This is a genomic window from Nocardia citri, from assembly GCF_054065835.1.
Map to the genome: position 1 here is coordinate 95,471 of NZ_JBSUQM010000006.1, position 21,999 is coordinate 117,469.

At 66.5% G+C, this 21,999-nt stretch carries 20 protein-coding genes; 5 read left to right on the forward strand and 15 right to left on the reverse strand.

Annotated elements, in window-relative coordinates; translation table 11 throughout:
- Positions 1-62 precede the first annotated feature (62 nt).
- From ACW2Q0_RS11530 to ACW2Q0_RS11540, 3 genes are all read left to right on the forward strand, one after another.
- Positions 63-1,319, forward strand: a complete 1,257-nt coding sequence (locus tag ACW2Q0_RS11530) for a glycosyltransferase (RefSeq protein WP_457189079.1) — start codon at positions 63-65, stop codon at positions 1,317-1,319.
- Positions 1,316-3,376 (forward strand): glycosyltransferase family 39 protein, encoded by a 2,061-nt coding sequence (locus ACW2Q0_RS11535; RefSeq protein WP_457189081.1) that lies wholly within the window; start codon positions 1,316-1,318, stop codon positions 3,374-3,376. The genes ACW2Q0_RS11530 and ACW2Q0_RS11535 overlap by 4 nt, the downstream gene beginning before the upstream one ends.
- 307 nt (positions 3,377-3,683) lie before the next feature.
- The gene (locus ACW2Q0_RS11540) at positions 3,684-4,064 is read left to right on the forward strand and encodes a hypothetical protein (protein ID WP_457189083.1); all 381 of its coding nucleotides are present in this window, start codon (positions 3,684-3,686) and stop codon (positions 4,062-4,064) included.
- A gap of 73 nt (positions 4,065-4,137) precedes the next feature.
- Here the strand turns inward: ACW2Q0_RS11540 and ACW2Q0_RS11545 are convergent, their stop codons facing one another.
- From ACW2Q0_RS11545 to ACW2Q0_RS11575, 7 genes are all read right to left on the reverse strand, one after another.
- Positions 4,138-4,755, reverse strand: coding sequence for a TetR/AcrR family transcriptional regulator (locus tag ACW2Q0_RS11545; protein ID WP_457189085.1), 618 nt, complete (start codon positions 4,753-4,755; stop codon positions 4,138-4,140).
- A gap of 60 nt (positions 4,756-4,815) precedes the next feature.
- Complete coding sequence (locus ACW2Q0_RS11550) at positions 4,816-5,625, reverse strand: enoyl-CoA hydratase family protein (protein ID WP_457189480.1); 810 nt, start codon at positions 5,623-5,625, stop codon at positions 4,816-4,818.
- 43 nt (positions 5,626-5,668) lie between these two features.
- On the reverse strand, positions 5,669-6,829 hold the full coding sequence (locus ACW2Q0_RS11555; protein WP_457189087.1) for an acyl-CoA dehydrogenase family protein: 1,161 nt from the start codon (positions 6,827-6,829) through the stop codon (positions 5,669-5,671).
- A 73-nt stretch (positions 6,830-6,902) separates the two neighbouring features.
- Complete coding sequence (locus ACW2Q0_RS11560) at positions 6,903-9,056, reverse strand: acetyl/propionyl/methylcrotonyl-CoA carboxylase subunit alpha (protein ID WP_457189089.1); 2,154 nt, start codon at positions 9,054-9,056, stop codon at positions 6,903-6,905.
- Between the two features lie 8 nt (positions 9,057-9,064).
- Complete coding sequence (locus ACW2Q0_RS11565) at positions 9,065-10,690, reverse strand: acyl-CoA carboxylase subunit beta (protein ID WP_457189482.1); 1,626 nt, start codon at positions 10,688-10,690, stop codon at positions 9,065-9,067.
- Between the two features lie 23 nt (positions 10,691-10,713).
- Complete coding sequence (locus tag ACW2Q0_RS11570; RefSeq protein ID WP_457189092.1) at positions 10,714-11,901, reverse strand: acyl-CoA dehydrogenase family protein; 1,188 nt, start codon at positions 11,899-11,901, stop codon at positions 10,714-10,716.
- On the reverse strand, positions 11,898-13,610 hold the full coding sequence (locus ACW2Q0_RS11575) for an acyclic terpene utilization AtuA family protein (protein WP_457189094.1): 1,713 nt from the start codon (positions 13,608-13,610) through the stop codon (positions 11,898-11,900). Before ACW2Q0_RS11575 ends, ACW2Q0_RS11570 begins: the two co-directional genes overlap by 4 nt.
- A 155-nt stretch (positions 13,611-13,765) precedes the next feature.
- Here ACW2Q0_RS11575 and ACW2Q0_RS11580 point away from each other — a divergent pair, with 155 nt between their 5' ends.
- Complete coding sequence (locus ACW2Q0_RS11580) at positions 13,766-13,909, forward strand: hypothetical protein (RefSeq protein WP_457189096.1); 144 nt, start codon at positions 13,766-13,768, stop codon at positions 13,907-13,909.
- A gap of 31 nt (positions 13,910-13,940) precedes the next feature.
- Here ACW2Q0_RS11580 and ACW2Q0_RS11585 read toward each other — a convergent pair whose 3' ends face one another.
- From ACW2Q0_RS11585 to thiO, 8 genes are all read right to left on the reverse strand, one after another.
- Positions 13,941-14,711, reverse strand: a complete 771-nt coding sequence (locus ACW2Q0_RS11585; protein WP_457189484.1) for an adenylate/guanylate cyclase domain-containing protein — start codon at positions 14,709-14,711, stop codon at positions 13,941-13,943.
- Between the two features lie 520 nt (positions 14,712-15,231).
- A complete protein-coding gene (locus tag ACW2Q0_RS11590; RefSeq protein ID WP_457189098.1) occupies positions 15,232-15,990 on the reverse strand; it encodes an ABC transporter permease in 759 nt (252 codons plus the stop codon).
- Positions 15,990-16,976, reverse strand: a complete 987-nt coding sequence (locus ACW2Q0_RS11595; protein ID WP_457189100.1) for an ABC transporter ATP-binding protein — start codon at positions 16,974-16,976, stop codon at positions 15,990-15,992. Before ACW2Q0_RS11595 ends, ACW2Q0_RS11590 begins: the two co-directional genes overlap by 1 nt.
- Positions 16,977-17,269: 293 nt before the next feature.
- A complete protein-coding gene (locus ACW2Q0_RS11600; protein WP_457189102.1) occupies positions 17,270-17,584 on the reverse strand; it encodes a hypothetical protein in 315 nt (104 codons plus the stop codon).
- Positions 17,585-17,785: 201 nt separating this feature from the next.
- A complete protein-coding gene (locus ACW2Q0_RS11605; RefSeq protein WP_457189104.1) occupies positions 17,786-18,943 on the reverse strand; it encodes a helix-turn-helix domain-containing protein in 1,158 nt (385 codons plus the stop codon).
- Positions 18,944-19,070: 127 nt separating this feature from the next.
- Positions 19,071-19,826, reverse strand: a complete 756-nt coding sequence (thiG, locus tag ACW2Q0_RS11610; protein WP_457189106.1) for a thiazole synthase — start codon at positions 19,824-19,826, stop codon at positions 19,071-19,073.
- A complete protein-coding gene (gene thiS / locus ACW2Q0_RS11615; protein WP_062990150.1) occupies positions 19,819-20,031 on the reverse strand; it encodes a sulfur carrier protein ThiS in 213 nt (70 codons plus the stop codon). The genes thiG and thiS overlap by 8 nt, the downstream gene beginning before the upstream one ends.
- Positions 20,028-21,122, reverse strand: coding sequence for a glycine oxidase ThiO (thiO, locus tag ACW2Q0_RS11620; RefSeq protein WP_457189108.1), 1,095 nt, complete (start codon positions 21,120-21,122; stop codon positions 20,028-20,030). Before thiO ends, thiS begins: the two co-directional genes overlap by 4 nt.
- A 56-nt stretch (positions 21,123-21,178) precedes the next feature.
- Here thiO and thiE point away from each other — a divergent pair, with 56 nt between their 5' ends.
- Positions 21,179-21,886 carry a thiamine phosphate synthase gene (gene thiE / locus ACW2Q0_RS11625; RefSeq protein ID WP_457189110.1) on the forward strand — a complete coding sequence of 236 codons (708 nt, stop codon included), beginning with the start codon at positions 21,179-21,181 and terminating at the stop codon, positions 21,884-21,886.
- The last annotated feature ends 113 nt before the right edge of the window (positions 21,887-21,999 follow it).

Here is a 21,999-nt window from a genome sequence, read left to right on the forward strand (position 1 = left end):
CCCCAGGAACCTCACAGGTAGGGCCCAGCCAGAGTCCAGCGCGGTTCGCGAGGGTAGTCACCATGACCGAATCGACGACCGCCGCGCACCGGGCGGAAATGACCGAAAAGGTGATCACGCCCGTGCTGGACGTCGTGATCCCCGTCTACAACGAAGAGGCCGACCTGGGCGTCTGCGTGCGGCGGCTGCACGCGTACCTGCGCGACGGGTTCCCGTTCCCGGCCCGCATCACCGTCGCCGACAATGCGAGCACCGATGACACCATGCAGGTCGCACGGCTGCTCGCGGACGAACTCGACGACGTGCGGGTGGTACACCTCGACGCCAAGGGCCGCGGCCGCGCACTGCGCGCGGTATGGGAGCACTCCGACGCCCAGGTCGTCGCCTACATGGATGTGGATCTGTCCACCGACCTGAACGCACTGCTGCCGTTGGTCGCGCCGCTGATCTCCGGCCACTCCGATCTGGCCATCGGCACCCGACTCGACGCGGCATCGCGGGTGGTGCGTGGACCGAAGCGCGAAATCATCTCGCGCTGCTACAACTTGATCCTGAAAGCCTCACTGCAGGCCCGTTTTTCGGATGCGCAGTGCGGTTTCAAGGCAATGCGCACCGATGTGGCGCGGCGACTGCTGCCACTGGTGCAGGACGGCGAATGGTTCTTCGACACCGAACTCCTGGTGCTCGCCGAGCGGGCCGGGTTGCGCATCCACGAGGTGCCGGTCGACTGGATCGACGATCCGGACAGCCGCGTCGACATCATCGATACCGCGCGCAAGGACCTGCTCGGCGTGTGGCGGCTGCTGCGCGGACTGACGACCGGTGCGCTGCCCTTGGACGAGCTGCGCCGTTCGGTCGGGCGGGAACCACTGGTACCCGGTGTGCCATTGGGGATGGTCGGGCAGGTGGTGCGGTTCGCGATAGTCGGCGCCTTCTCCACACTCGCGTATATGCTGCTGTACCTGCTGCTGCAGCCCGTGACCGGTGCGCAGGTCGCGAATTTCGCCGCGCTGCTGATCACCGCGATCGGTAATACCGCCGCCAACCGTGCCTTCACCTTCGGGGTGCGTGGGTCGAATGGCGTTGTGTCGCACCAATTCCAAGGTCTGCTGATATTCGGCTTCGGCTTAGTGGTCACCAGCGGCTCGTTGTTCGCCTTGCACCGATGGGCCCCCGACGCCGCCGTTCATCTGGAATTGTTCGTACTCGTGGTTGCCAATCTCATTGCCACGCTGATCCGATTCGTCGGCCTGCGCTGGGTCTTCCGCAATCCGACGGCCACCCGCACCGCGGTGGTCACCGAGGGCGGGCGGCAGTGACAGTCACGCTCACGCTACCGCCGACAGCAGTGCGGCCACCGGCGCGCCCCGCGCGCCAGATCGGCTGGGAATACCCGGCATTGGCCGTACTGCTGCTCGGCACCGGGATCGCCTACTTGTGCAACCTCAGCGCCAGCGGGTGGGCGAATTCCTTCTATGCCGCCGCGGTACAGGCCGGTTCGAAATCGTGGAAGGCCTTCTTCTTCGGCTCCTCGGATGCGGCGAATTCGATCACCGTCGACAAACCACCGGCCTCGCTGTGGCTGATGGAACTGTCGGTGCGGGCGTTCGGACTGAATTCCTGGAGCATCCTGGTTCCGGAGGTGCTGCTCGGCGTCGCGTCCGTGGCACTGGTATGGGCGACGGTACGCAGGCCTTTCGGCCCGGCGGCCGGACTCATCGCCGGACTGGCACTGGCGGTGACTCCGGTCGCCGCGCTGATGTTCCGGTACAACAACCCGGATGCGCTGCTGGTATTCCTGATGATCGCGGCGACCTGGGCGATGACCAGGGCGGTCGAGGACGGACGCACCCGATGGCTGGTACTCACCGGTGTCATCATCGGATTCGGCTTCCTCACCAAGCAATTGCAGGTGCTGCTGGTAGTGCCCGCGCTGGCACTGACCTATCTGTTCGCCGGTCCGCCCGAACTCGGCAAGCGGATCCTGCAACTGCTCGCGGCCGGTTTGTCGATGATCGTCGCGGCTGGTTGGTGGCTGCTCACGGTTGAGCTGTGGCCCGCATCGTCGCGGCCGTGGATCGGTGGTTCGCAACATAATTCGATCATCGAACTCACTTTCGGCTACAACGGGCTCGGTCGACTGAACGGCAACGAACGCGGCAGCGTCACCCCCGGCGGTGGCGGCGATATGCCGCGCGGCGGTGGCGCCGGCGGCATGTGGGGCAGCACCGGAATCACCCGGATGTTCGAACCGGCACAGGGCGGTCAGATCGCCTGGCTGATCCCGGCCGCATTGGTGGCCTTGGTGGCCGGAATTGTATTGCGCGGCAAGGCCGCTCGCGCTGACGCGCGGCGCGCCGCGCTGATCCTGTGGGGTGGCTGGCTGCTGGTGACCGGGCTGACCTTCAGCTTCATGGCGGGCATCTTCCACCAGTACTACACGGTGGCCTTGGCTCCGGCAGTCGCCGCTTTGGTCGGTATCGGTGCGATTGCGCTGTGGCAGGATCGGCATCGGCTGTGGGTTCGGCTGTTCGCGGGGCTGGCGCTCGGCCTGACCACCGCGACCGGGTGGATGTTGTTGTCGCGCAGCGCGAGCTTCGTGCCCTGGTTGCGCTGGGCGGTGCTGGTCGTCGGCGGGCTCGCGACCATCGTGGTGCTGCTGCCCGCGCCGCGCAAGGTGGCACTGGTCGCGGCATTCGCGGCCGCCTTCACCGGATTGGCTGGACCCGTCGCGTATTCGGCGCAAACCATTTCGACCGGTCATGAGGGCGGGATCGTGTCGGCCGGACCGAATGTCGGGCGATTCGGAATGTTCGGACCTTTCCCCGGCGGCGAGGGCGGCTTCGGCGGTCCCCGCGGCGGTATGCCCGGTGCGCGAAATGCCGACGGTCGTAATGGCGCCGGCTTCAATGGCGCGCGGGGTAGACAACCCGGCCAAACCACTATGCAAGGCGCCAGCGAGGCCGCGGGCAATCCGATGATGGGCGGCCCCGCCGGTGGTCTGCTCGGCGCGAGCAGGCCGAGCGCGCAGGTCATCGCGATGTTGGAAAGCAATGGCTCCGATTACACCTGGGTCGCCGCGGCCACCGGCTCCAATAGTGCCGCCGGATTCCAGCTGGCCACCGAACTGCCGGTCATGCCGATCGGCGGCTTCAACGGCAGTGATCCGTCGCCGACGCTGGATCAGTTCAAGCAGTATGTCGCCGATGGAAAGATCCACTACTTCATCGGCAGCGGCAACCGTGGCGGCGAGGATGGCGGTGGCGGTTTCGGCCGCTCCGGCACCAGCAGCGAGATCAGCACGTGGGTGCAGGAGCACTTCACGGCTACCGAAGTAGACGGCATCACCCTCTACGATCTGACCGCCGCCCACTGATCACAACGCGATTCGCCCGGTGCACACGCACCGGGCGAATCGCGTCGCGGATCAGGCGCATGTGGCTTCGACCCACTCCGCGCACCTCGGCCCCACCAGGGGCGCACGAGTGTGACATGCCATTTCGGACCGCACCTCGAGCTTCCTTTACCGGCTTGCTCGAAATCCTCTTGATGCGGCATTCATGCGAAACCCTTTCGCGCGCCGCGAACTCCGAGAATGATGGTCCAGCGCGGGACGACTCCGGTCGGGGTCGGCCATCAGGTCAAGTGCCAACCGTCGAACCATCAGGAAAACCGTGAGAAGCATGTCGAGATTCGTCCTAACCATCATCGGCGCGCTCGTCGCTGTCGCGCTCACCGTCGGCTTCGCCTCGACCGCATCGGCCGCACCGGGCGAATCTGCGGAGCCGACCGCCCCGGTCGCGACCGAGCCGATCGCCGCGGCAGCCGAACCGGCCCCGCAGGCTACGCTCATCGGGCAGTGCCTGGCGCCCGGCGACACCATCGAGGTCAGGACGCTGGCCGGCGGTCTGCTCGGCGCGGCCATCGGCGGCATCGCGGGCCTGCCCATTTTCTTCGTCGGCGCGATCCCGGGATTGGTCATCGGTGGACTGCTCGGCGTCCTCGTCGGTTCCACCTCCTACGCGGTCGACGAGGGTCACCTCCAGCAGCAGGGCCTGTGCTAGTCGCGAAAGCCATTGCCCGGCACCGTGGCAGCATGTGTCACCGGCCAAGGATCTAGCGGCCGACTCGCCGGGGTCAGGATCGTGGGGCGTGCAATGCGGTGTGCAGTGTGGCCGCCCATTGCGAGACGATCTGCTTGCGCCGCGCCGAATCGTCGGTCAGGACGTCGGCCAGCCCGAGACCGCGCGCCATATCGAGTGTGGCCTGCACGAGGTGGTGGGCGACCGGGTCGGCGTCGTCCACGCCCAATGCCGCTACGGCCCGGTGATGCGATACGCGCCCGAATTTGGCCTCCAGCGGCACAATTCGCTCCCGCAGCGCCGGATCGGCCGCCGCATGAGTCCACACCTGCAGCGCCGCCTTGAACAGCGGGCTGGTGTAGGAGTCGACCAGACCGGCTACCACCGCCTCGGTGCGCTCGACCCCACCGGCCGGTGCGGCCACCGCCAACGCCTCGTCCTCGGACTGCTGGGTGCGGCTGTCGAACATGTACTCGAGTGCGGCGGTGATCAGGTCTTCCCTGGTCGGGAAGTGATGCTGGGCCGCACCCCGCGATACCCCGGCCCGTTCCGCGACGACCGAGACCGTGGCCGCCGCCCAACCCATTTCGGCCAGGCAGTCGATAGTCGCCTCGAGCAGGCGCTGCCGAGTGGCCCGGCTGCGGTCCTGCTTGGGTCCGTGGGGTGTCACCATCAGCTCGCTCCGAACCGGCTGGCGGCTGTGGTGGTTGTGGCCCTCGGCGTTGTCACGGCGTTATGCTTCCCAGCTCGGTGGACGGCGCTGCAAGAAGGCCAGCATGCCCTCCTGTACCTCCGGAGTGCCGAAAAAGCTCGCGGAGCGTTTCGCGAGCTCCGCTGCCGAGGTGTCGAACTGCGCCAGGATGTCCGCATTGACGAGTCGCTTGGCCTCGGCCAGGCCCTGCGGGGAGCCCTTGCGCACCTCGGCGCACAGCCGGGCCACCTCGGCCGCCGGATCGTCGGCGGTGATCGTGACCAGCCCGATCTGCTCGGCGATATCCGCACCGAACTTCTCGCCGGTGAGGTAGTAGCGGCTGGCCGCGCGGGGACTGAGCCGCGGCAGCAGGGTCAGCGAAATCATGAACGGCGCCAACCCGATTCGCACCTCGGTCAGTGCGAAACTGCTGCCGGGACCCGCCACCACGATGTCACACGCCGCGACGATGCCCATACCGCCCGCGCGCACATTGCCGGCGATCCGGGCGATGATCGGCTTGGGTATTTCGATGAGTCGGCGCAGTACGCCGATCATCACGCGGGTGCGCTCGTCGGCGGCCACCGCCGGGTCGGCATTGCTGGCCTCGGTGAGGTCCGCGCCCGCGCAGAAGGTACCGCCGGTGTGCGCGAGCACGATGCCGCGGACGGCGGGATCCGCCGCGGCCGCGTCGAGCCCCTCGAGCAGTTCGGCGACCAACCGCGACGACAGCGCGTTGCGGTTGTGTGGCGAATCCAAGGTCAGCGTGGCGAACCCGTCGCGCACGTCGTACCGCACATACGCAGCGGTAGACGTTTCGTGCCCGCCCGTGATCCGGCCACCACCGCTCATCGTGTCGCGATGCGACGCTGAATTCATTCCAGCCTCCTCGGGATCAGTACGACTTGGGCAGGCCGAGGGAGTACTGGGCGACAAAGTTGAGCACCATCTCCCGGCTGACCGGCGCGATGCGGCCGATGCGGGCCGCGGCGAGCATGGCGGCCAGGCCGTACTCCTTGGTGAGTCCCGCGCCGCCGTGGGTCTGGATGGCCTGATCGAGTGCCTTGATGCTGGCTTCCGCCGCGGCGTATTTGGCCATATTCGCGGCCTCGGCGGCACCCATCTCATCGCCCGCGTCGTAGAGGGTCGCGGCCTTCTGCATCATCAGCTTGGCGAGCTCCACTTCGACCTTCACCGCGGCGAGCGGATGCGAAATGCCTTGGTGCGCACCGATCGGTGTCTGCCATACCGTGCGTTGCTTGGCGTATTCGACGGCACGGTCGATGGCGTAGCGCCCCATGCCCACGGCCATGGCCGCGCCCATGATGCGCTCCGGGTTCAGGCCCGCGAACAGCTGCATGAGCGCGGCATCTTCCTTACCCACCAGAGCCTGCGACGGCAGGCGCACGTCATCGAGGAAGAGCGTGAACTGGTGGTCCGGCTCGATGATGTCCATTTCCTGCGGTGTCTTGACGAAGCCGGGAGCATCGGTCGGCACGATGAACAGCGCGGGCGCGAGTTTGCCGGTCTTGTGGTCTTCGGTGCGCGCGACGATGAGCACGGCCTCGGCCTGGTCCACGCCGGAGATGAAGATCTTGCGGCCGTTGAGGATCCAGTCGTCACCGTCGCGACGCGCGGTGGTGGTGATCTGGTGCGAGTTCGAACCGGCGTCGGGTTCGGTAATACCGAATACCATCTTGGCGCTGCCGTCGCAGAGTTTGGGTAGCCACTGCTGTTTCTGCTCGTCGGAGCCGTATTTGGTGATGATGGTGCCGCAGATGGCCGGTGAGACCACCATCAGCAGCAGGCCCGCGCCCTGGGCGGACAGTTCCTCCAGCACGAGCGCGAGTTCGTACATGCCCGCGCCACCGCCCCCGTACTCCTGCGGCAGATTCACGCCGAGGAAGCCGAGTTTGCCTGCCGCATCCCATAATTCGGTGAGCGGTTCGTTCTTGCGCGCCTTCGGCAGCACGTAATCGCGGAAGCTGTACTTCGCGGCGAGCGCTGCGACCGCGGCCCGCAGCGCCTTCTGCTCTTCGGTTTCGATAAAGCTCATATCTGTGCCTCGCTGACGCTCGACCGCGGTATCCGCTGTGCGCATTGGCGCCTGATTCGTTCGCCTCGCTGTCTCATGAGCTCTCCTGGGATTCGGTGGGATCGACGACGGCGAGCACGGCGCCGACATCGACCTGCTGGCCGACGGTGACATTGAGGGCACTGAGCGTGCCCGCGGCGGGCGCGGCGATGGTGTGCTCCATCTTCATCGCCTCCAGCCACAGAATCGGCTGGCCCGGTGCGACGGCACTGCCGACCTCGGCGCCGATCCGAATCACGCTGCCCGGCATGGGGGCGAGCAGTGAACCTTGCGCGAGCTGATCGGCGGGATCGCTGAAACGCGCGAGCTTGCGCACCGACACCGGTCCGAGCGGGGAGTCCACGCAGACCAGGTCGCCGTAGCGGGCGATCTCGAATTGCCGACGCACCAGACCGTGTTCACCGGGAACCGCGAGGACCACACGCTCGGGACTCGCTGCCACCAATTCCAGGCCATCGTGACCGTCCACCGCGACACCGGCGCGGTTATGGCGGTAACCAATATCATGTATTCCGCTGGTGCGACTTTCGTACGTCTTGTGCTGCGACTGCGATGGCAGATTCCGCCAGCCCGCGGGCAGCCCGCCGCCGACCCTGGCCGCCTTCCGATTCGCCGCGGCATCCGCGAGCGCGGCGGCGGCGATGGACAGTGCCTCATCGGCTTGCGACACCAACGGTGCGCAGAGCGAATCCAATCCGTGCGTATCGAAGAATGTGGTATTGGTGTCCCCGGCCAGGAATGCCGGATGGCGCAGCACACGCACGAGCAGATCGCGGTTGGTCACCAGACCGTGAATCTTGGCACGCTGCAAGGCCGTTGCCAACAGCCGTGCCGCGTCGGCACGAGTCTGCGCGTAGGAGATGACCTTCGCGAGCATCGGGTCGTAGTGCACGCCGACGATCGAACCGTCCACCACACCGGAATCCAGGCGTACGCCGGGACGGTCGAGAACGTCGAATTCGTTGACCACCGCAGGGATATCGAGCCGATGCACCGCACCGCTCTGCGGCTGCCAGTCGTGCGCGGGATCCTCGGCGTACAGCCGCACCTCGATCGAATGCCCGCGCAGCGGGGGCGGCGCGGCGGCCAACTCGGCGCCGGCAGCGACCTCCAGTTGAGTCCGCACCAGATCCAATCCGGTGGTGCATTCGGTCACCGGATGTTCCACCTGCAGCCGGGTATTCATCTCCAGGAAGAAGAACTCGCCCGTCTCGTCGGCAAGGAATTCCACCGTCCCGGCACCTGTGTAGCCGATCGCACCGGCCGCCAGCGCGGCCGCCTCGAACAGCCGCGCGCGCATGCTCTGCCGATCGGCCGTGCGCGCGGGCCCTGCGTGCGCGGGTAAACCTCGCGCAGTACCGCTTCGACGGCCCCCACCGCCAGCCCGCGGGCCTGACCCGCGCGTGGCGTCGATCCGCTCGACCAGCGGTGACGGCGCCTCTTCGACTACCTTCTGGTGGCGGCGCTGAATGGAGCATTCCCGCTCGCCGACGGCCCAGATGGTGCCGTGGATATCGGCCATGACCTGGACCTCGATATGTCTGCCGGTCTCCAGGTAGCGCTCGCAGAACACCGTCGGATCGCCGAATGCCGATTCGGCTTCCCGGCGCGCGGCGGCGATCTGGGGTTCCAGGTCGGCGAGTTCGCGAACCACGCGCATGCCCCGCCCGCCGCCACCCGCGGAGGCTTTGATCAGCACCGGTAGCTGCGCCGCGGTGACCTCGCCGGGATCGAGTTCGGCGAGCACCGGGACTCCGACCGCATCCATCATCTTCTTGGCCGCGACCTTCGAACCCATCTGTTCGATGGCCTCGACGGGCGGGCCGATCCACACCAGTCCGGCCGCCAGCACCGCCCGTGCGAATTCCGCATTCTCGGAAAGGAATCCGTATCCGGGATGAATCGCGTCGGCGCCGGTGGCCGAGGCCGCCTCGATAATCAGCTCGCCACGCAGATATGTCTCGGCCGGGGTATTCCCGGGAAGACGTACCGCCGCATCGGCTTCCGCGACGTGTGGTGCCGCGGCATCCGCATCGGAATAGACCGCGACCGTGCCGATACCCATGCGACGACAAGTGGCGAATACCCGACGGGCGATCTCACCGCGATTGGCAACCAGAACATTGGTGATGGGCCCACCCGTCACCCGAGCGCCGCCCCGCACGGAATCGCTACGTGATGCTGTCATCTCGGCCCTCACATCCGGAAGACGCCGAAACCATCGGTGCCCTTGACTGGGGCATTGTGAATGGCCGACAACGCCATTCCCAATACCGTGCGAGTATCACGGGGATCGATCACGCCGTCGTCGTACAGCCGCCCCGACATGAACATCGGCAGCGATTCGGCCTCGATCTGCGCCTCCACCATGGCGCGCATTCCGGCATCGGCTTCCTCGTCGAACGGCACGCCCTTGGCCTGCGCGGCCGCCCGGCCCACGATCGAGATCACACCGGCCAGCTGCGCGCCGCCCATGACAGCGGATTTCGCACTCGGCCAGGCGAAGACGAAGCGCGGGTCGTAGGCCCTGCCGCACATGCCGTAGTGACCCGCGCCGTAGGACGCGCCCATCAGCAGCGAGATATGCGGCACCTTCGAATTGGATACCGCGTTGATCATCATCGCGCCGTGCTTGATGATGCCCTGCTGTTCGAACTCCTTACCGACCATGTAGCCGGTGGTGTTGTGCAGGAACAGCAGCGACGTATTCGACTGGTTGGCCAGCTGGATGAACTGGGTCGCCTTCTGCGATTCCGCCGAGAACAGCACGCCACGCGCATTGGCGAGAATGCCGACCGGATAACCGTGCAGTTCCGCCCACCCGGTGACCAGACTGCTGCCGTACAGCGGTTTGAATTCGTCGAAATCGGAACCGTCGACGATGCGGGCGATCACCTCACGCGGATCGAACGGGATCTTCAGATCTGCTGGGACGATGCCGAGCAGGTCTTGCTGGTCGTGCAGCGGTTCGATCACCTCGGCGCGCGGCGCCGGCCCCTGTTTCTTCCAGTTCAGTCGCTTGATGATGGAGCGGCCGATGCGGATCGCGTCCTGCTCGTCGATCGCCAGATAATCGGCCAGACCCGAGACCCGCGCGTGCATATCCGCACCGCCGAGCGATTCGTCATCGGATTCCTCACCGGTGGCCATCTTGACCAGCGGCGGTCCGCCGAGGAATACCTTGGAGCGTTCCTTGATCATCACCGTGTAATCGGACATACCCGGGATGTAAGCGCCACCTGCGGTGGAATTGCCGAAAACCACAGCGATGGTCGGAATTCCGGCCGCCGAGGCCCTCGTCAGATCGCGGAACATCCGTCCGCCGGGTACGAAGACTTCCTTCTGCGTCGGCAGATCCGCGCCACCGGATTCGACGAGTCCGATCACCGGCAGGCGGTTCTGCATGACGATGTCGTTCATGCGCAGGTTCTTGCGCAACGTCCACGGATTCGAGGTGCCGCCGCGCACGGTGGGATCCGGTGCGACGATCATGCATTCGACGCCTTCGACAATGCCGATACCGCACACCACACTCGCACCGACGTGGAATTCGCTGCCCCATGCGGCAAGTGGGCACAGTTCCAGGAATGGCGAATCCTCGTCGATGAGTAGTTCGATGCGCTCGCGCGCGGTCAGTTTGCCGCGCTTGCGATGCCGGGCCAGCTTATCCGGGCCACCGCCCGCGATGGCCTTGACGAATTCCGCCTCCACCTCGGCGAGTTTGCTGGTCATGGCCTCGGCCGCGGCCGTGTACTCCGGCGATGCGGTATCGAGAGCGGTGCGTAGTGTCGGCCCACCCGTCGCCCGACCGCCACCCCCCATCGAATCGCTACGCGATGCTGTCATCACTGGTACCCCAATCGTTTCGCCGCCAGTCCGGTCAGGATTTCCGTTGTGCCACCGCCGATGCCGAGAATGCGGATATCGCGGTATTGCCGCTCGACCTCGGATTCGCGCATATAGCCGAGGCCGCCGAATAGCTGCACGGCTTGATTGACCACCCATTCGCTCGCCGCCACGGCGGTGTTCTTCGCGAAACATACTTCGGCGATCAAATCGGTCTCGCCTTCGGCGCGGTATCCACTCACCCCGCCGACCGCGTCGGCCACCGTCTCCCAGTGCTGCACCGCATTTCGGGTGTAGACGCGGGCCACATCGATGCGGCGGGCCATTTCGGTCACCGTATTCTGCACGGCCTGCCTGCTGATCAGGGGGCGGCCGAAGGTCTCTCGGTTGCGCACCCAGTCCAGCGACAGGTCAAGGCAGCGCTGGGCCTGCGAATAGGCCTGCACCGCAAGCCCGATCCGTTCGCTGACGAACGCACCGGCGATCTGATAGAAACCGGAATTCTCCGGGCCCACCAGATTCTCCACCGGCACCCGCGCATCCACATAGGACAGTTCGGCAGTATCGGAGGCCCACCAGCCCATCTTGTCGAGCTTGCGGCTGACCGTGAAGCCCGGCGTGCCTTTCTCCACGACCAGCAGCGAAATCCCGCCGGAACCGGGGCCGCCCGTGCGCACGGCGGTCACCACGAAATCGGCGCGCACACCCGAGGTGATGTAGGTTTTGGCGCCATCGACGATGTAATGGTCACCATCGCGGCGCGCGGTGGTGGTGAGGTGGCCGACATCGGAGCCACCGTCTGGCTCGGTGATCGCGAGCGAGCCGATCTTCTCTCCGGCCAGTGTCGGGCGTGCGAAGCGCTCGATCAGATCGTCATTGCCCGAGGCGATAATGTGTGGCACCGCGATACCGCAGGTGAACAGCGAAGCGAAGAGACCGCCGGAACAGCCGGCCCGATGCATCTCCTCACAGACGATCATGGCGTCGATACCGTTACCGCCGCAACCCCCTGCGGATTCCGGGAATTGGATGCCGAGCAGGCCGAGCGCCCCGGCCTTCTTGTGCAGTTCGCGCGGGATCTCGCCGTCACGCTCCCAGGCATCGAGGTACGGCAGCACCTCTCGTTCCGCGAAACCTCTTACAGTGGCGCGCAATTCGCGCCGTTCCGGCGTATTCCACGGACTCATAGCAACTCCGATGGGATATCGACATGACGCGAGCGCAGCCATTCGCCGAGCCCCTTGGCCTGCGGATCGAAGCGGGCCTGATAGGCCACCCCCTGTCCGAGCAGACCCTCGATAATGAAGTTCACGGCACGCAGATTCGGCAGGACGTGGCGGGTGACGGTCAGCGGCGCGGCCTCGGGCAGCAATTCTTTGATCCGATCCACCGTCAGCGTGTGCGCCAGCCAGCGCCACTGCTCATCCGTGCGGACCCACACGCCGATATTCGCATTGCCGCCCTTGTCGCCGCTGCGGGCCAGCGCGATCGTGCCCAGCGGCACTCGGCGAGTTTGCTTGGCGGGCAATGGCTCCGGCAGTTGCGGTTCGGCGACCTCCGCCAATTCCAGCGTGTCCGACGCGGGTGCGATATCGACGCGTGTGCCCCGCGCCAGCACCGCCGCGTGCGGCACCTCGGCGGCATCGACGAATCCCGGTGTGTACACACCGTACGGCGAACCGTTGCCGGGCAGACTGGTGAAATTGGTACCCGGATAGCTCGCCAAGGCCAGCTCGACCGCGACATTGGAGAAGGAGCGGCCGACCTTGTTCGGATCCGGATCGCGCACCACGCAGCGCAGCAAAGCGCTTGCCTGCTCCTCGGTTTCGGCATCCGGCCGGTCGAGTCGTACCAAGGTCCAGCTCAACTCCGCGGGAAGAACCGGCAGCCAGGACTCCAGTTGTCGTTGCGCCAGTGCGGCTTTCGCTTCGATATCGAGTCCGGTGAGCACGAACTCCATCTCATTGCGGAAACCGCCGAGCGTATTGAGCGACACCTTGAGCCGCGGCGGCGGTGCTTCGCCGGTCACGCCGCCGATCAGCACCCGATCGGGCCCTTGCTGACTCAGCTCGATGCTGTCCAGCCGCGTGGTGACATCCGGCCCCGCGTAACGCGCCCCCTGGATCTCGTACATCAGCTGTGCCGCAACGGTATCCACCGTGACCGCACCACCGGTGCCCTGATGCTTGGTAATGACACTGCTGCCATCCCTGCGCACTTCGGCGATGGGGAACCCGGGCCGTCCCAGATCGGCCAGCTCGGTGAAGAACGCGAAGTTGCCGCCGGTGGCCTGGGTACCGCACTCGATCACATGCCCGGCCACGACCGCACCGGCCAGCTCATCGTAATCGGTTCGCCCCCAACCGAAATGGGCGGCGGCCGGGCCGACGATCACCGAAGCGTCGGTGACCCGACCGGTGACCACGATATCCGCGCCCGCATGCAAACATTCCACGATGCCCCAGGCACCGAGATAGGCATTGGCGGTCAGCGGCGACCCGAGGCCGAGTTCGGCCGCCCGGCTCAGCAAGTCGTCACCCTCGACGTGGGCGACCTCGGCCTCGAGCCCGAGATCCGTGGCGACCGTGCGCAGCTTCTCCGCGAGCCCGGCCGGGTTGAGTCCGCCCGCATTGGTGACGATCCGAACATTGCGTTCCAGCGCCAGCCCGAGGCAGTCCTCGATCTGCCGGACGAAGGTCTTGGCGTATCCGAGGCCGGGATCCTTCATCCGGTCGCGGCCGAGGATCAGCATGGTCAGCTCGGCGAGATAGTCCCCGGTGAGCACATCGAGCTGCCCGCCCTCGAGCATCTCCCGCATGGCACTGAGGCGATCACCGTAGAACCCCGAACAGTTGCCGATTCGGATCAGCTCCGGATCGACGGCCAGCATACTCATCGCTGGACGGCCTCCTGTGCGGCGAACCGTCCCGGCCCGCCGCCCTGCGCTGCCGGTGGAGTCCGCGTTCCGGAATCCAGCATCACACCGGACCACAAATAAAGCAAGCACGCGTGATTGTTAATTGGGCGGCGGGCGCGAGGCAGAATGACTGGATGTCGTCCGTCATCCTGTTCGCGCTGGCCGGGTTCCTACTGGGCGGGGCCTTCTCCACCTGGAAGACCACCCGCCCACTCGCCATCGTCCTGGCAGTGCTCGCCGTACTCGCCGCCGCGGGTGCCGTCGCCTGGCTGATGTAGGCATCTCACGCCGCGACGCAGGCGCGGCAGATCAGACAGAGCTCTCCGACAGGTGGAAGATCCGCAGATCCTCCGGCACGCCACTCAGCGGTGCGGCGAAGAAACTGCGCCGATACGGCGTGACCGAGAACCCGAGTTCCGCGAGCGTCTGCGGCGCGACGGACCGCAAGGTCGCGTGCGAAAGCATGGTGTTGCCCTTACCACCGGCCTCCATCACCCGCGCGGCGATCGTCACATCCACACCGAGCCAGTCGCCGCCGATCTCGCGCGGCGTGCCGGTGTGCAGACCGATCCGCATCTGCGGGCGATAACCGCGCATATCGACATCGGCCAGATTCTGTTTGGCCTGCACAGCGGCGCGCACCGCGCGATCGGCCGAGGTGAACACGGCCATCACACCGTCACCCATCCGCTTGACCACCTGGCCGCCACGATCGGCGATCGGCGGCTCGATGGCCTTGGCTACCCCGCGCAGCAATTCGAGGGTCGCCTCATCGCCCGCTGAGAGCGACCAACTGGAGAACGCCACCAGATCGGTGAACATCACAGTTACTTCTTCGCTACCTCGTCCGCGGCCGACCCGCTCCAACACGGCCTGCCAGAGCTGCAGTGCGCCGAACCCGATTTCCCGGGCCGCGCTCGGCGTATCGCCGACCAACTTATCCGCCGCGCGCGCCACCGCGCGGGCACCGCCGGGACCCGAAACCGAAAGCGGGTCACCGAAAGACGGGTCACCGGGCAGCTGTTCACGCGCCTTGCGCAGCGCACCGACGATGTCGGGCCGCTGATTCGCGGCATTCATCAGTGCGCACAGCTGCCCGCGCCGAATTCCCGAGCCGCGATGAGTGGATCCGTCCTCGTCGGCGGGCGCCAGCGGTCTGGCCGCCGCGGGCGCAAAGCCGCCGTTGTTCTCCGTCCCCGGCTCAGCATCACGGGAAGATGTTTCGGTCACGCCCCGGGCGTATCTCAGCCGACCAACCGTCGGCGGGTTACTTACTGTCGCCACCTGCGCCCCCTCGATCAGATAGAGCGGGCACTACACCGGGTCCGCCAATGGGTAACTCACTGGTTGCCGACACCGAGCGTAGCGAGCGTCGATCCGGGATGGAAGCGGAGCCGTTCATAGTTTCCGGGATGTTCACATGCCGCCCGGATTGTCCCGAACACATGCACCGACCCGGTGTGGAAGGGGATTCGCACACCGGGCCGATGTCGCATCGTCCGCCGGGCAGTGGCAGACGGTGCGCGGGGCGCTCGGACCTCCCTGCAAGGTCGGCACCCGTTACCCGAGCGGCGAGGGAAGGCAACTCGGGCAGTATCCATCATGCGTCGCGTTGGTTGACCATTACCAGTGCGGCGCCGAAGACAATCGCGACAAAAGCCGCGAAGTAGAGCAGGCTCCCCCACGGGCCCCAGTGCCAGTTCGCCGGCGATTCCGTGGCGCTGTAGAAGTGGCTCGCATTCGCGAAGGGCAGCAACGGCTGCACATTGCGTCCAAAGCTGCCGAACGCGCCGAGCAGCGGCTCGATCAAAAGAGGCCACAGCACGATCAGCGAAATCGCCGCGGCCGACTGCCGGACCAGCACCCCGATGCCGACCGCGAGGATCACGCTGAGCAGGGCATAGATCGGAATGCCATAGATCTCGCGCCAGGCATTGCCGCCGGAGAGCGTCAGGTCTTTGCCCGCATCACCGCCGACCGCCTTGGCGATCGCGACGGCGGCGAAGGCCAGCACAATGGTGAGCACCGCGCCGTACACGCCGACCAGGCCCGCCTTGGTGGCGATCACCTTGGCGCGATGCGGCGTCGCCTGGAATGTGGTCCGGATGATGCCGAAGCGATATTCGCTGGTCACGGTCAAGGTGGCCATGATCATCAGGACCATTACGCCGAATCCGCTGATCCCGCCGACTGCCGTGGCGACGGTCAGGTCCAGCGCGTTCTCCTTGCCCGATGACGAGCGGGCCACCACCGCGAAGAGCGCGGCCAAGCCGAGGGCGAGCACCACCACGATCGCCGAGCACCACCACGGCGACCTGGTCGAGGTGAGTTTGATACGTTCCGCTGCCAGCACGCCCATCAGAGCGCACCTCCCATCGCTGTGTAGGACGCGGCGTTCGCGGGGCCCTGCGTGGTTCCCGCCGGGTCGAAGCCTTCGCCGTGGTACTGCACCGCACCGCCGGTCATCCGCATAAAAGCCTCCTCCAGCGAGGCCCGTTGCGGCGCCAATTCGAACAGGGTGATGTCGTTCACACCGGCCAGCTTGCCGACCGCGTCACTACTCACCCCGGCCACGATCAATGCGGCGCCGTCCTGGCCCGCACCATCCTCGCGGACGGTCATGCCATTGGCGGTGAGCAGGCTGCGCAACTGCTCGAGCTGCGGACTACGTACGCGCACGGACTGTTCCGAGGCGCGCTCGATGAATTCGTGTGTAGTCGAATCGGAAATCAGCTGACCGCGTCCGATGACGACCAAATGTTCCGCGGTCTGCGCCATTTCGGAAAGCAGATGGCTGGAGACCAGCACGGTCCGCCCCTCGGCCGCGAGGCGCTGCATGAAGCGACGGATCCAGAGGATGCCCTCCGGATCCAGGCCGTTCACCGGCTCGTCGAACAGCAGTACCGGCGGATCGCCGAGCAGTGCCCCGGCCAGCCCCAGCCGCTGCGACATACCGAGGGAGAAGCCACCGGCGTTCTTACCCGCCACCTCGGACAGGCCGACCAGCCGCAGCACCTCGTCCACGCGGGACATGGCGATGTCGTTGGAGGCGGCCATCCACTGCAGATGCGCGCGAGCCGAACGGTTCGGGTGCACCCACTTGGCATCCAGCAGCGCACCGACGGCGCGCAGCGGATGGTCCAACTCGTGGTAGGGCTTGCCCTGGATCAGCGCGGTGCCCGCAGTGGGCCTGTCCAGGCCGAGAATCATCCGCATAGTGGTGGATTTACCGGCGCCGTTCGGCCCGAGAAACCCCGTTACCTGTCCCGGTCGAACGGTGAAGGAGAGATCTTGCACCGCGACGGTCTGCCCGTAATGCTTGGTCAGGCCTTTCAGCTCGATCATGTCGACCAGCTTTCCTCATTCCGCGGCCACCCGCGTCATCAAATGGTGCCGAGTTCAATCATCCTCGAGGATGACCGCAGATCCCACCGCCCCCGAGCCGCATCAGGGTATCTCCCCTGACCGATGCCCTCGTTAACGACCCGGGCTCCGAGCGGCCCGTCGTTGGCCGTGCGTGAACCGGGGCTACTCGTCGTCCTCGCGATCGCGGTCACGGGTCGGCCAGCACACCGTGCCGATAAGCACCACCAGCGGCAACCCAACCGCCACAGCCAACTCGAACACAACCGTCCCGCTCACCGCATCCGCCCGGCAGGCGCGACCGCCGCCCAACGATGAAATGACAGCCGCGGCAGCACGAACTCCACATCGGCCACACTCATAATCGCGTTCACCGCAAGCACATTCAGGTGTTCGAGCGACGGCGCGATCACCGCATCCACATCAGCGCAACGCACCTGATCAACCAGCGGAACCGGCGAAAACTCCGGCGCCCAGATCAATGCGTACCCCAACCGCTGCGCGAGCCGACGCACCTGCGCCGCATCCCAATCCGGCGCCGAACTGATATCGAGGTCGACCCATCCCAACGCGGTCGGCTCATCTCGCATCGCATATACCCCCCTCGTTCGACTTGGTGGGCACCCGCCGCCGAGGTGCCGAAGGCCATCGACTCGGCGGCGCGTGCTATCTCGAGCGTCACACCGGGGACCTACGGCATTCAATGGCACTTTGCCGAGGGACATCACGGAAGTGCCACAACGAAATCATGCGCCCAGAAAGTAGCGGTCAGCCGAAAGAGATTGGTGCGCTTAGCATTCCAGGCAGACGAGATCAGCCAGCTCGCGCATTTCATCGGTGAGAGTGCGTCGCCGGGTGATGATCCTGCCGACCAGATCCCGGGCCATCCGCTGCTCGATCAACCACGGCCGGGCTTCGCGAGACAAGCGGAACAGGGTTTCGAACGCCGCGTCGTAGCGGCGCAGCTCGATATGTGCGTGCGCGACGTCCAGCAGATGCCGGTTTCGGTTGTCCGACGTCGGCCGCAGTCCCACCGGTACGTTGCGGGCCAGTCGCAGCGCCAGGTCCGGTCGATCGTCCACAACCGCGTTCTCCACGCGCTTCATCGCGACCGTCGCCACATCGAAAGTCGTCCAATATTGGTGGTAGCCGCGCGGTTGACGGCGGACCGCGACCGCACCTGCTTGGGCGAGACGCATCATGTCGTCGGCCTCATCGGACCGGTTGTCCCTGATGGCTGCGGCGGACGCGCGCAACAGCAACCAACCCCACGTGGAGATCTCCTCGGTGGTGGCCACCGACAGTCGCGGCTCAACCCGATCGGCCCATTGTGTGGCCAGCTCGCGAACCTTGTCGAACTGCCGCTCGACCAGCAGCAGCCAGCACAGGGTCACCACGGCCGACGCCGCGTCGAGTACGTTGCCGGTCGCTTCGGCTTCGGCCAGGGAACGCTCCAGCGCCACCCGCGCCGGCTGGAGCTGACGAGTCTGGACCAGCACAGATCCGGCAAGTTGCAGAATCCGCGAGCGCATGAGGGGAGACCCGGCATAGCCGTCCTCGATCAGCCGAGGCAACACGGCGGCGAGCCGCTCGTATTCGTTGTCGTGGTACAGCTTTACAGCGCCGGTAAGGGCTTCCGCCATGGCACGATCGGCCACCGAGCCACCGTCTTGCGCATGCTTCGGCGACAGAATTGCGGTACGTGTCGGGAGCCACAGATTGCCGCCGCCACTCTTCGGTGGCCCCGGATTCGGGCCGAGCAAAACAGACACCGGACACTCCAGTGCGACCGCCATCCGGCGCAGAGTTTCGATCCGGGCGTCGTCGCGCTCACCCTGCTCGATCTTGCGGACCAGCGACACCGAGACGTTCGAAGCCTGTGCAAGCTCCCGCTGTGTCAGTCCGCGCCGCTTCCGAACCGATTGCAGGCGTTCGCCGAGATCCGCCATGATCCGAGCCTACGGGCATGTGTATGCGGGCGTAGGAATATGCGCGGCTTCCGGCGCTCACTTTTGACGCACCTGACTTGCACATACCGGCGCGAGTGCCGACCACAGGCGACAGGGTAGCCCCCACTCAGCGGGCTGGTGAGGAAGCTTGTGCCCAAAAGCGTTTGGGGATGCGGCCTGCGAGGCGGGCGAGGTGGCCCGCATCGACCGCGGAGCGCATGGCCGCTGCCATCAGGGCGGGGTGCTGAGCTCGGGTGACGGCGGTGGCGAGCAATACGGCCGAGCAGCCGAGTTCCATGGCCAGGGTGGCATCGCTCGCGGTGCCGATACCCGCGTCGAGGATGACCGGGACGCCCGCATCGGCGACGATCATCTCGATATTGTGCGGATTGCCGATGCCGAGGCCGGTGCCGATCGGGGCGCCGAGCGGCATGACGGCGGCGCAGCCCGCGTCCTCGAGGCGGCGGGCCAGGATCGGGTCGTCGGTGGTGTAGGGCAGTACGACGAATCCGGCATCGACCAATTGTTCTGCGGCGGTGAGCAATTCGATGGGGTCGGGCAGTAGGGTGCGCTCGTCGGCGATCACCTCGAGTTTGACCCAGTTGGTGTCGAGCGCCTCCGCGGCCAGTTGTGCGGTGAGCACGGCCTCGGCAGCGGTGCGACAACCGGCGGTATTGGGTAGCGGCATGATCTCGAGGCGTTTGAGCAGGTCGAGCACGCCGGTGCCGCCGACGGCATCGACGCGGCGCATGGCGACCGTGGTCAGCTCGGTGCCCGAGGCGACCAGCGCCTCCTCCAGCACGACCAGATTCTCGGCACCGCCGGTACCCATGATGAGGCGGGAGCCGAACTGCTTGCCCGCGATCTCCAGTACGTCAGCCACCCTGAACCGCCGTCAACACTTCGATCTCCCAGCCGCGACCCACCGGTTCGTCCCAGCGGGACTTCGGGAAAACCGCACCATCCACCGCGAGCGCGACCCCCTGCGACGGCAACCCGAGCCGATCGAGAAGTTCACGCACCGTGAGGGATCGGTCGAATTCGTGGTCCTGCCCGTTCACGGTGACACCGATGGGGACCGAGGTCATCGAACTCCTCCTGATATGGCGAGTGACGGCGAGTGCGCCGTCGAAAAACGTTGAGGGTCGGCGGCTTTCGCGGCAGCGAGGGCAGTGCCGTCGAGCAGGCTCAGCACCGCGTCGACAGTGAGCGGTACCGCGAGGATGCCGTTGCGGCCGTGTCCGGTGGCCGCCACGACCCGGTCGGTGAGCCGCCCGATCACGGGCAGGTTGTCGGGGGTGCCCGGCCTGGATCCGGCGCTGGCCTCGGCCAATTCGTATTCGCCGATTCCGGGCAGCACCGCCTCGGCGTCGGCGATCAGGTCGCGGACTCCGGCGACGGTCACGGTGGTGTCGTAGCCCGCCTCGTATTGCGTTGCGCCGACGACGATTCCGTCCGCGCGCGGCACCAGGTAGACCGCTCTGCCGTGCACCCGCGCGCGAATCACGCGCCGCGGCGGGGGTGTCGCGCCCGGACGACGGCGCAGGCGCAAAATCTCGCCCTTCACCGGACGGACCGGCAGTCCCGGCCACAGCCGTGCCGATGCGGCGCCCGCGGCGAGCACGATCTGGTCGTGCGGCAGCGCGTCCACCGTGTCGACAGTCTCCGCGCGCATCTCGATTCCGACTGTGCCGCAAGCCTTTTGGAGGCAATCGAGCAGTCGTCGGTTGTCGATGGCGGGTTCGGCGGCCGAGCGCAGACCGACGCGCACGGTGCGTGCCAACGCGGGTTCGAGCGCGCGTACTCCGGCTCGATCGAGCACTTCGAGCTCATGACCGCGCGCACCCACCCATTCGGCCACCGTGCGCAGGTCGGCGGCGTCCGCGCCATCCAGCGCGACGGTCAGGGTTTCCTCGGCGACGAAAACCGCCACGCCGGTCGTCGATTCGAGCCGCGCGGCGAATTCGGGCCAGCGGACCAGCGACGCGGCACCGAATTCCAGCACCCGATCCTCGCCGGGCCAGCCCTCGGATAGCGGTGCGAGCATTCCCCCGGCAACCCAGGAGGCACCGGATCCGACGGCAGGATCGAATACGGTGACCGACCACCCCGCCTCGGCAGCCCGCCAGGCAGCGGCGAGTCCGATGACGCCACCGCCCACGACGGCCAGAGTCCGCATCAATCCACCTGCCTCACTATTCGCATCCCCACGGTAGCGCGACTACGGTCGAGCACGTGCAACCCTCCCACCAGTTCCGGTCCCTACCGCCCAGGGAGCGTTTGGCTACCGCCCGGTTGTATCTGTGCACCGACGCGCGCAGGGACAAGCGCGATCTGGCCAGATTCGCCGAGGCGGCATTCGCGGGCGGTGTCGACATCATTCAGCTCAGGGATAAAGGTTCGCCCGGTGAGGCGAAGTTCGGCCCGCTCGAGGCCAAGGCCGAGATCGGCGCACTCGCCGAATTGAAGGCCGCGGCCCGTCGGCACGGCGCACTGGTCGCGGTGAACGACCGCGCCGATATCGCGCTCGCCGCCAGCGCCGACGTCCTGCACCTCGGACAGAACGATCTACCCCCGTGGTACGCCAGACGCATTCTCGGCCCCGATGTGGTTATCGGGCGCTCCACCAGCAACCGGGCGCAGGCCGGGCTCGCGGCGATCGACGAGCACATCGACTATTTCTGCACCGGACCGGTGTGGGCGACGCCGACCAAGCCGGGACGTCAGGCCGCTGGCCTGGACCTGGTGCGCTCCACCGCCGACGCCCACCCGACCCGCCCGTGGTTCGCCATCGGCGGCATCGATGCCGAGCGACTACCCGAGGTGCTGGCGGCCGGAGCGGAGCGCATTGTCGTGGTGCGTGCGATTACCGAGGCGCGTGATCCGGAGGCGGCGGCGCGGCATCTCAAGACAGCGCTGCTCACCAACGCGCACCGCAACTGAGAGCTGCTCAGCGCGATCCCGAAGCGGGAGTTTCATGATGGCGCGGCGGTGACCGACTTCCGCGAAATCTGGCGTATCTGCGACACCCACGCGAAAGTGCACGCTGCGCGCGG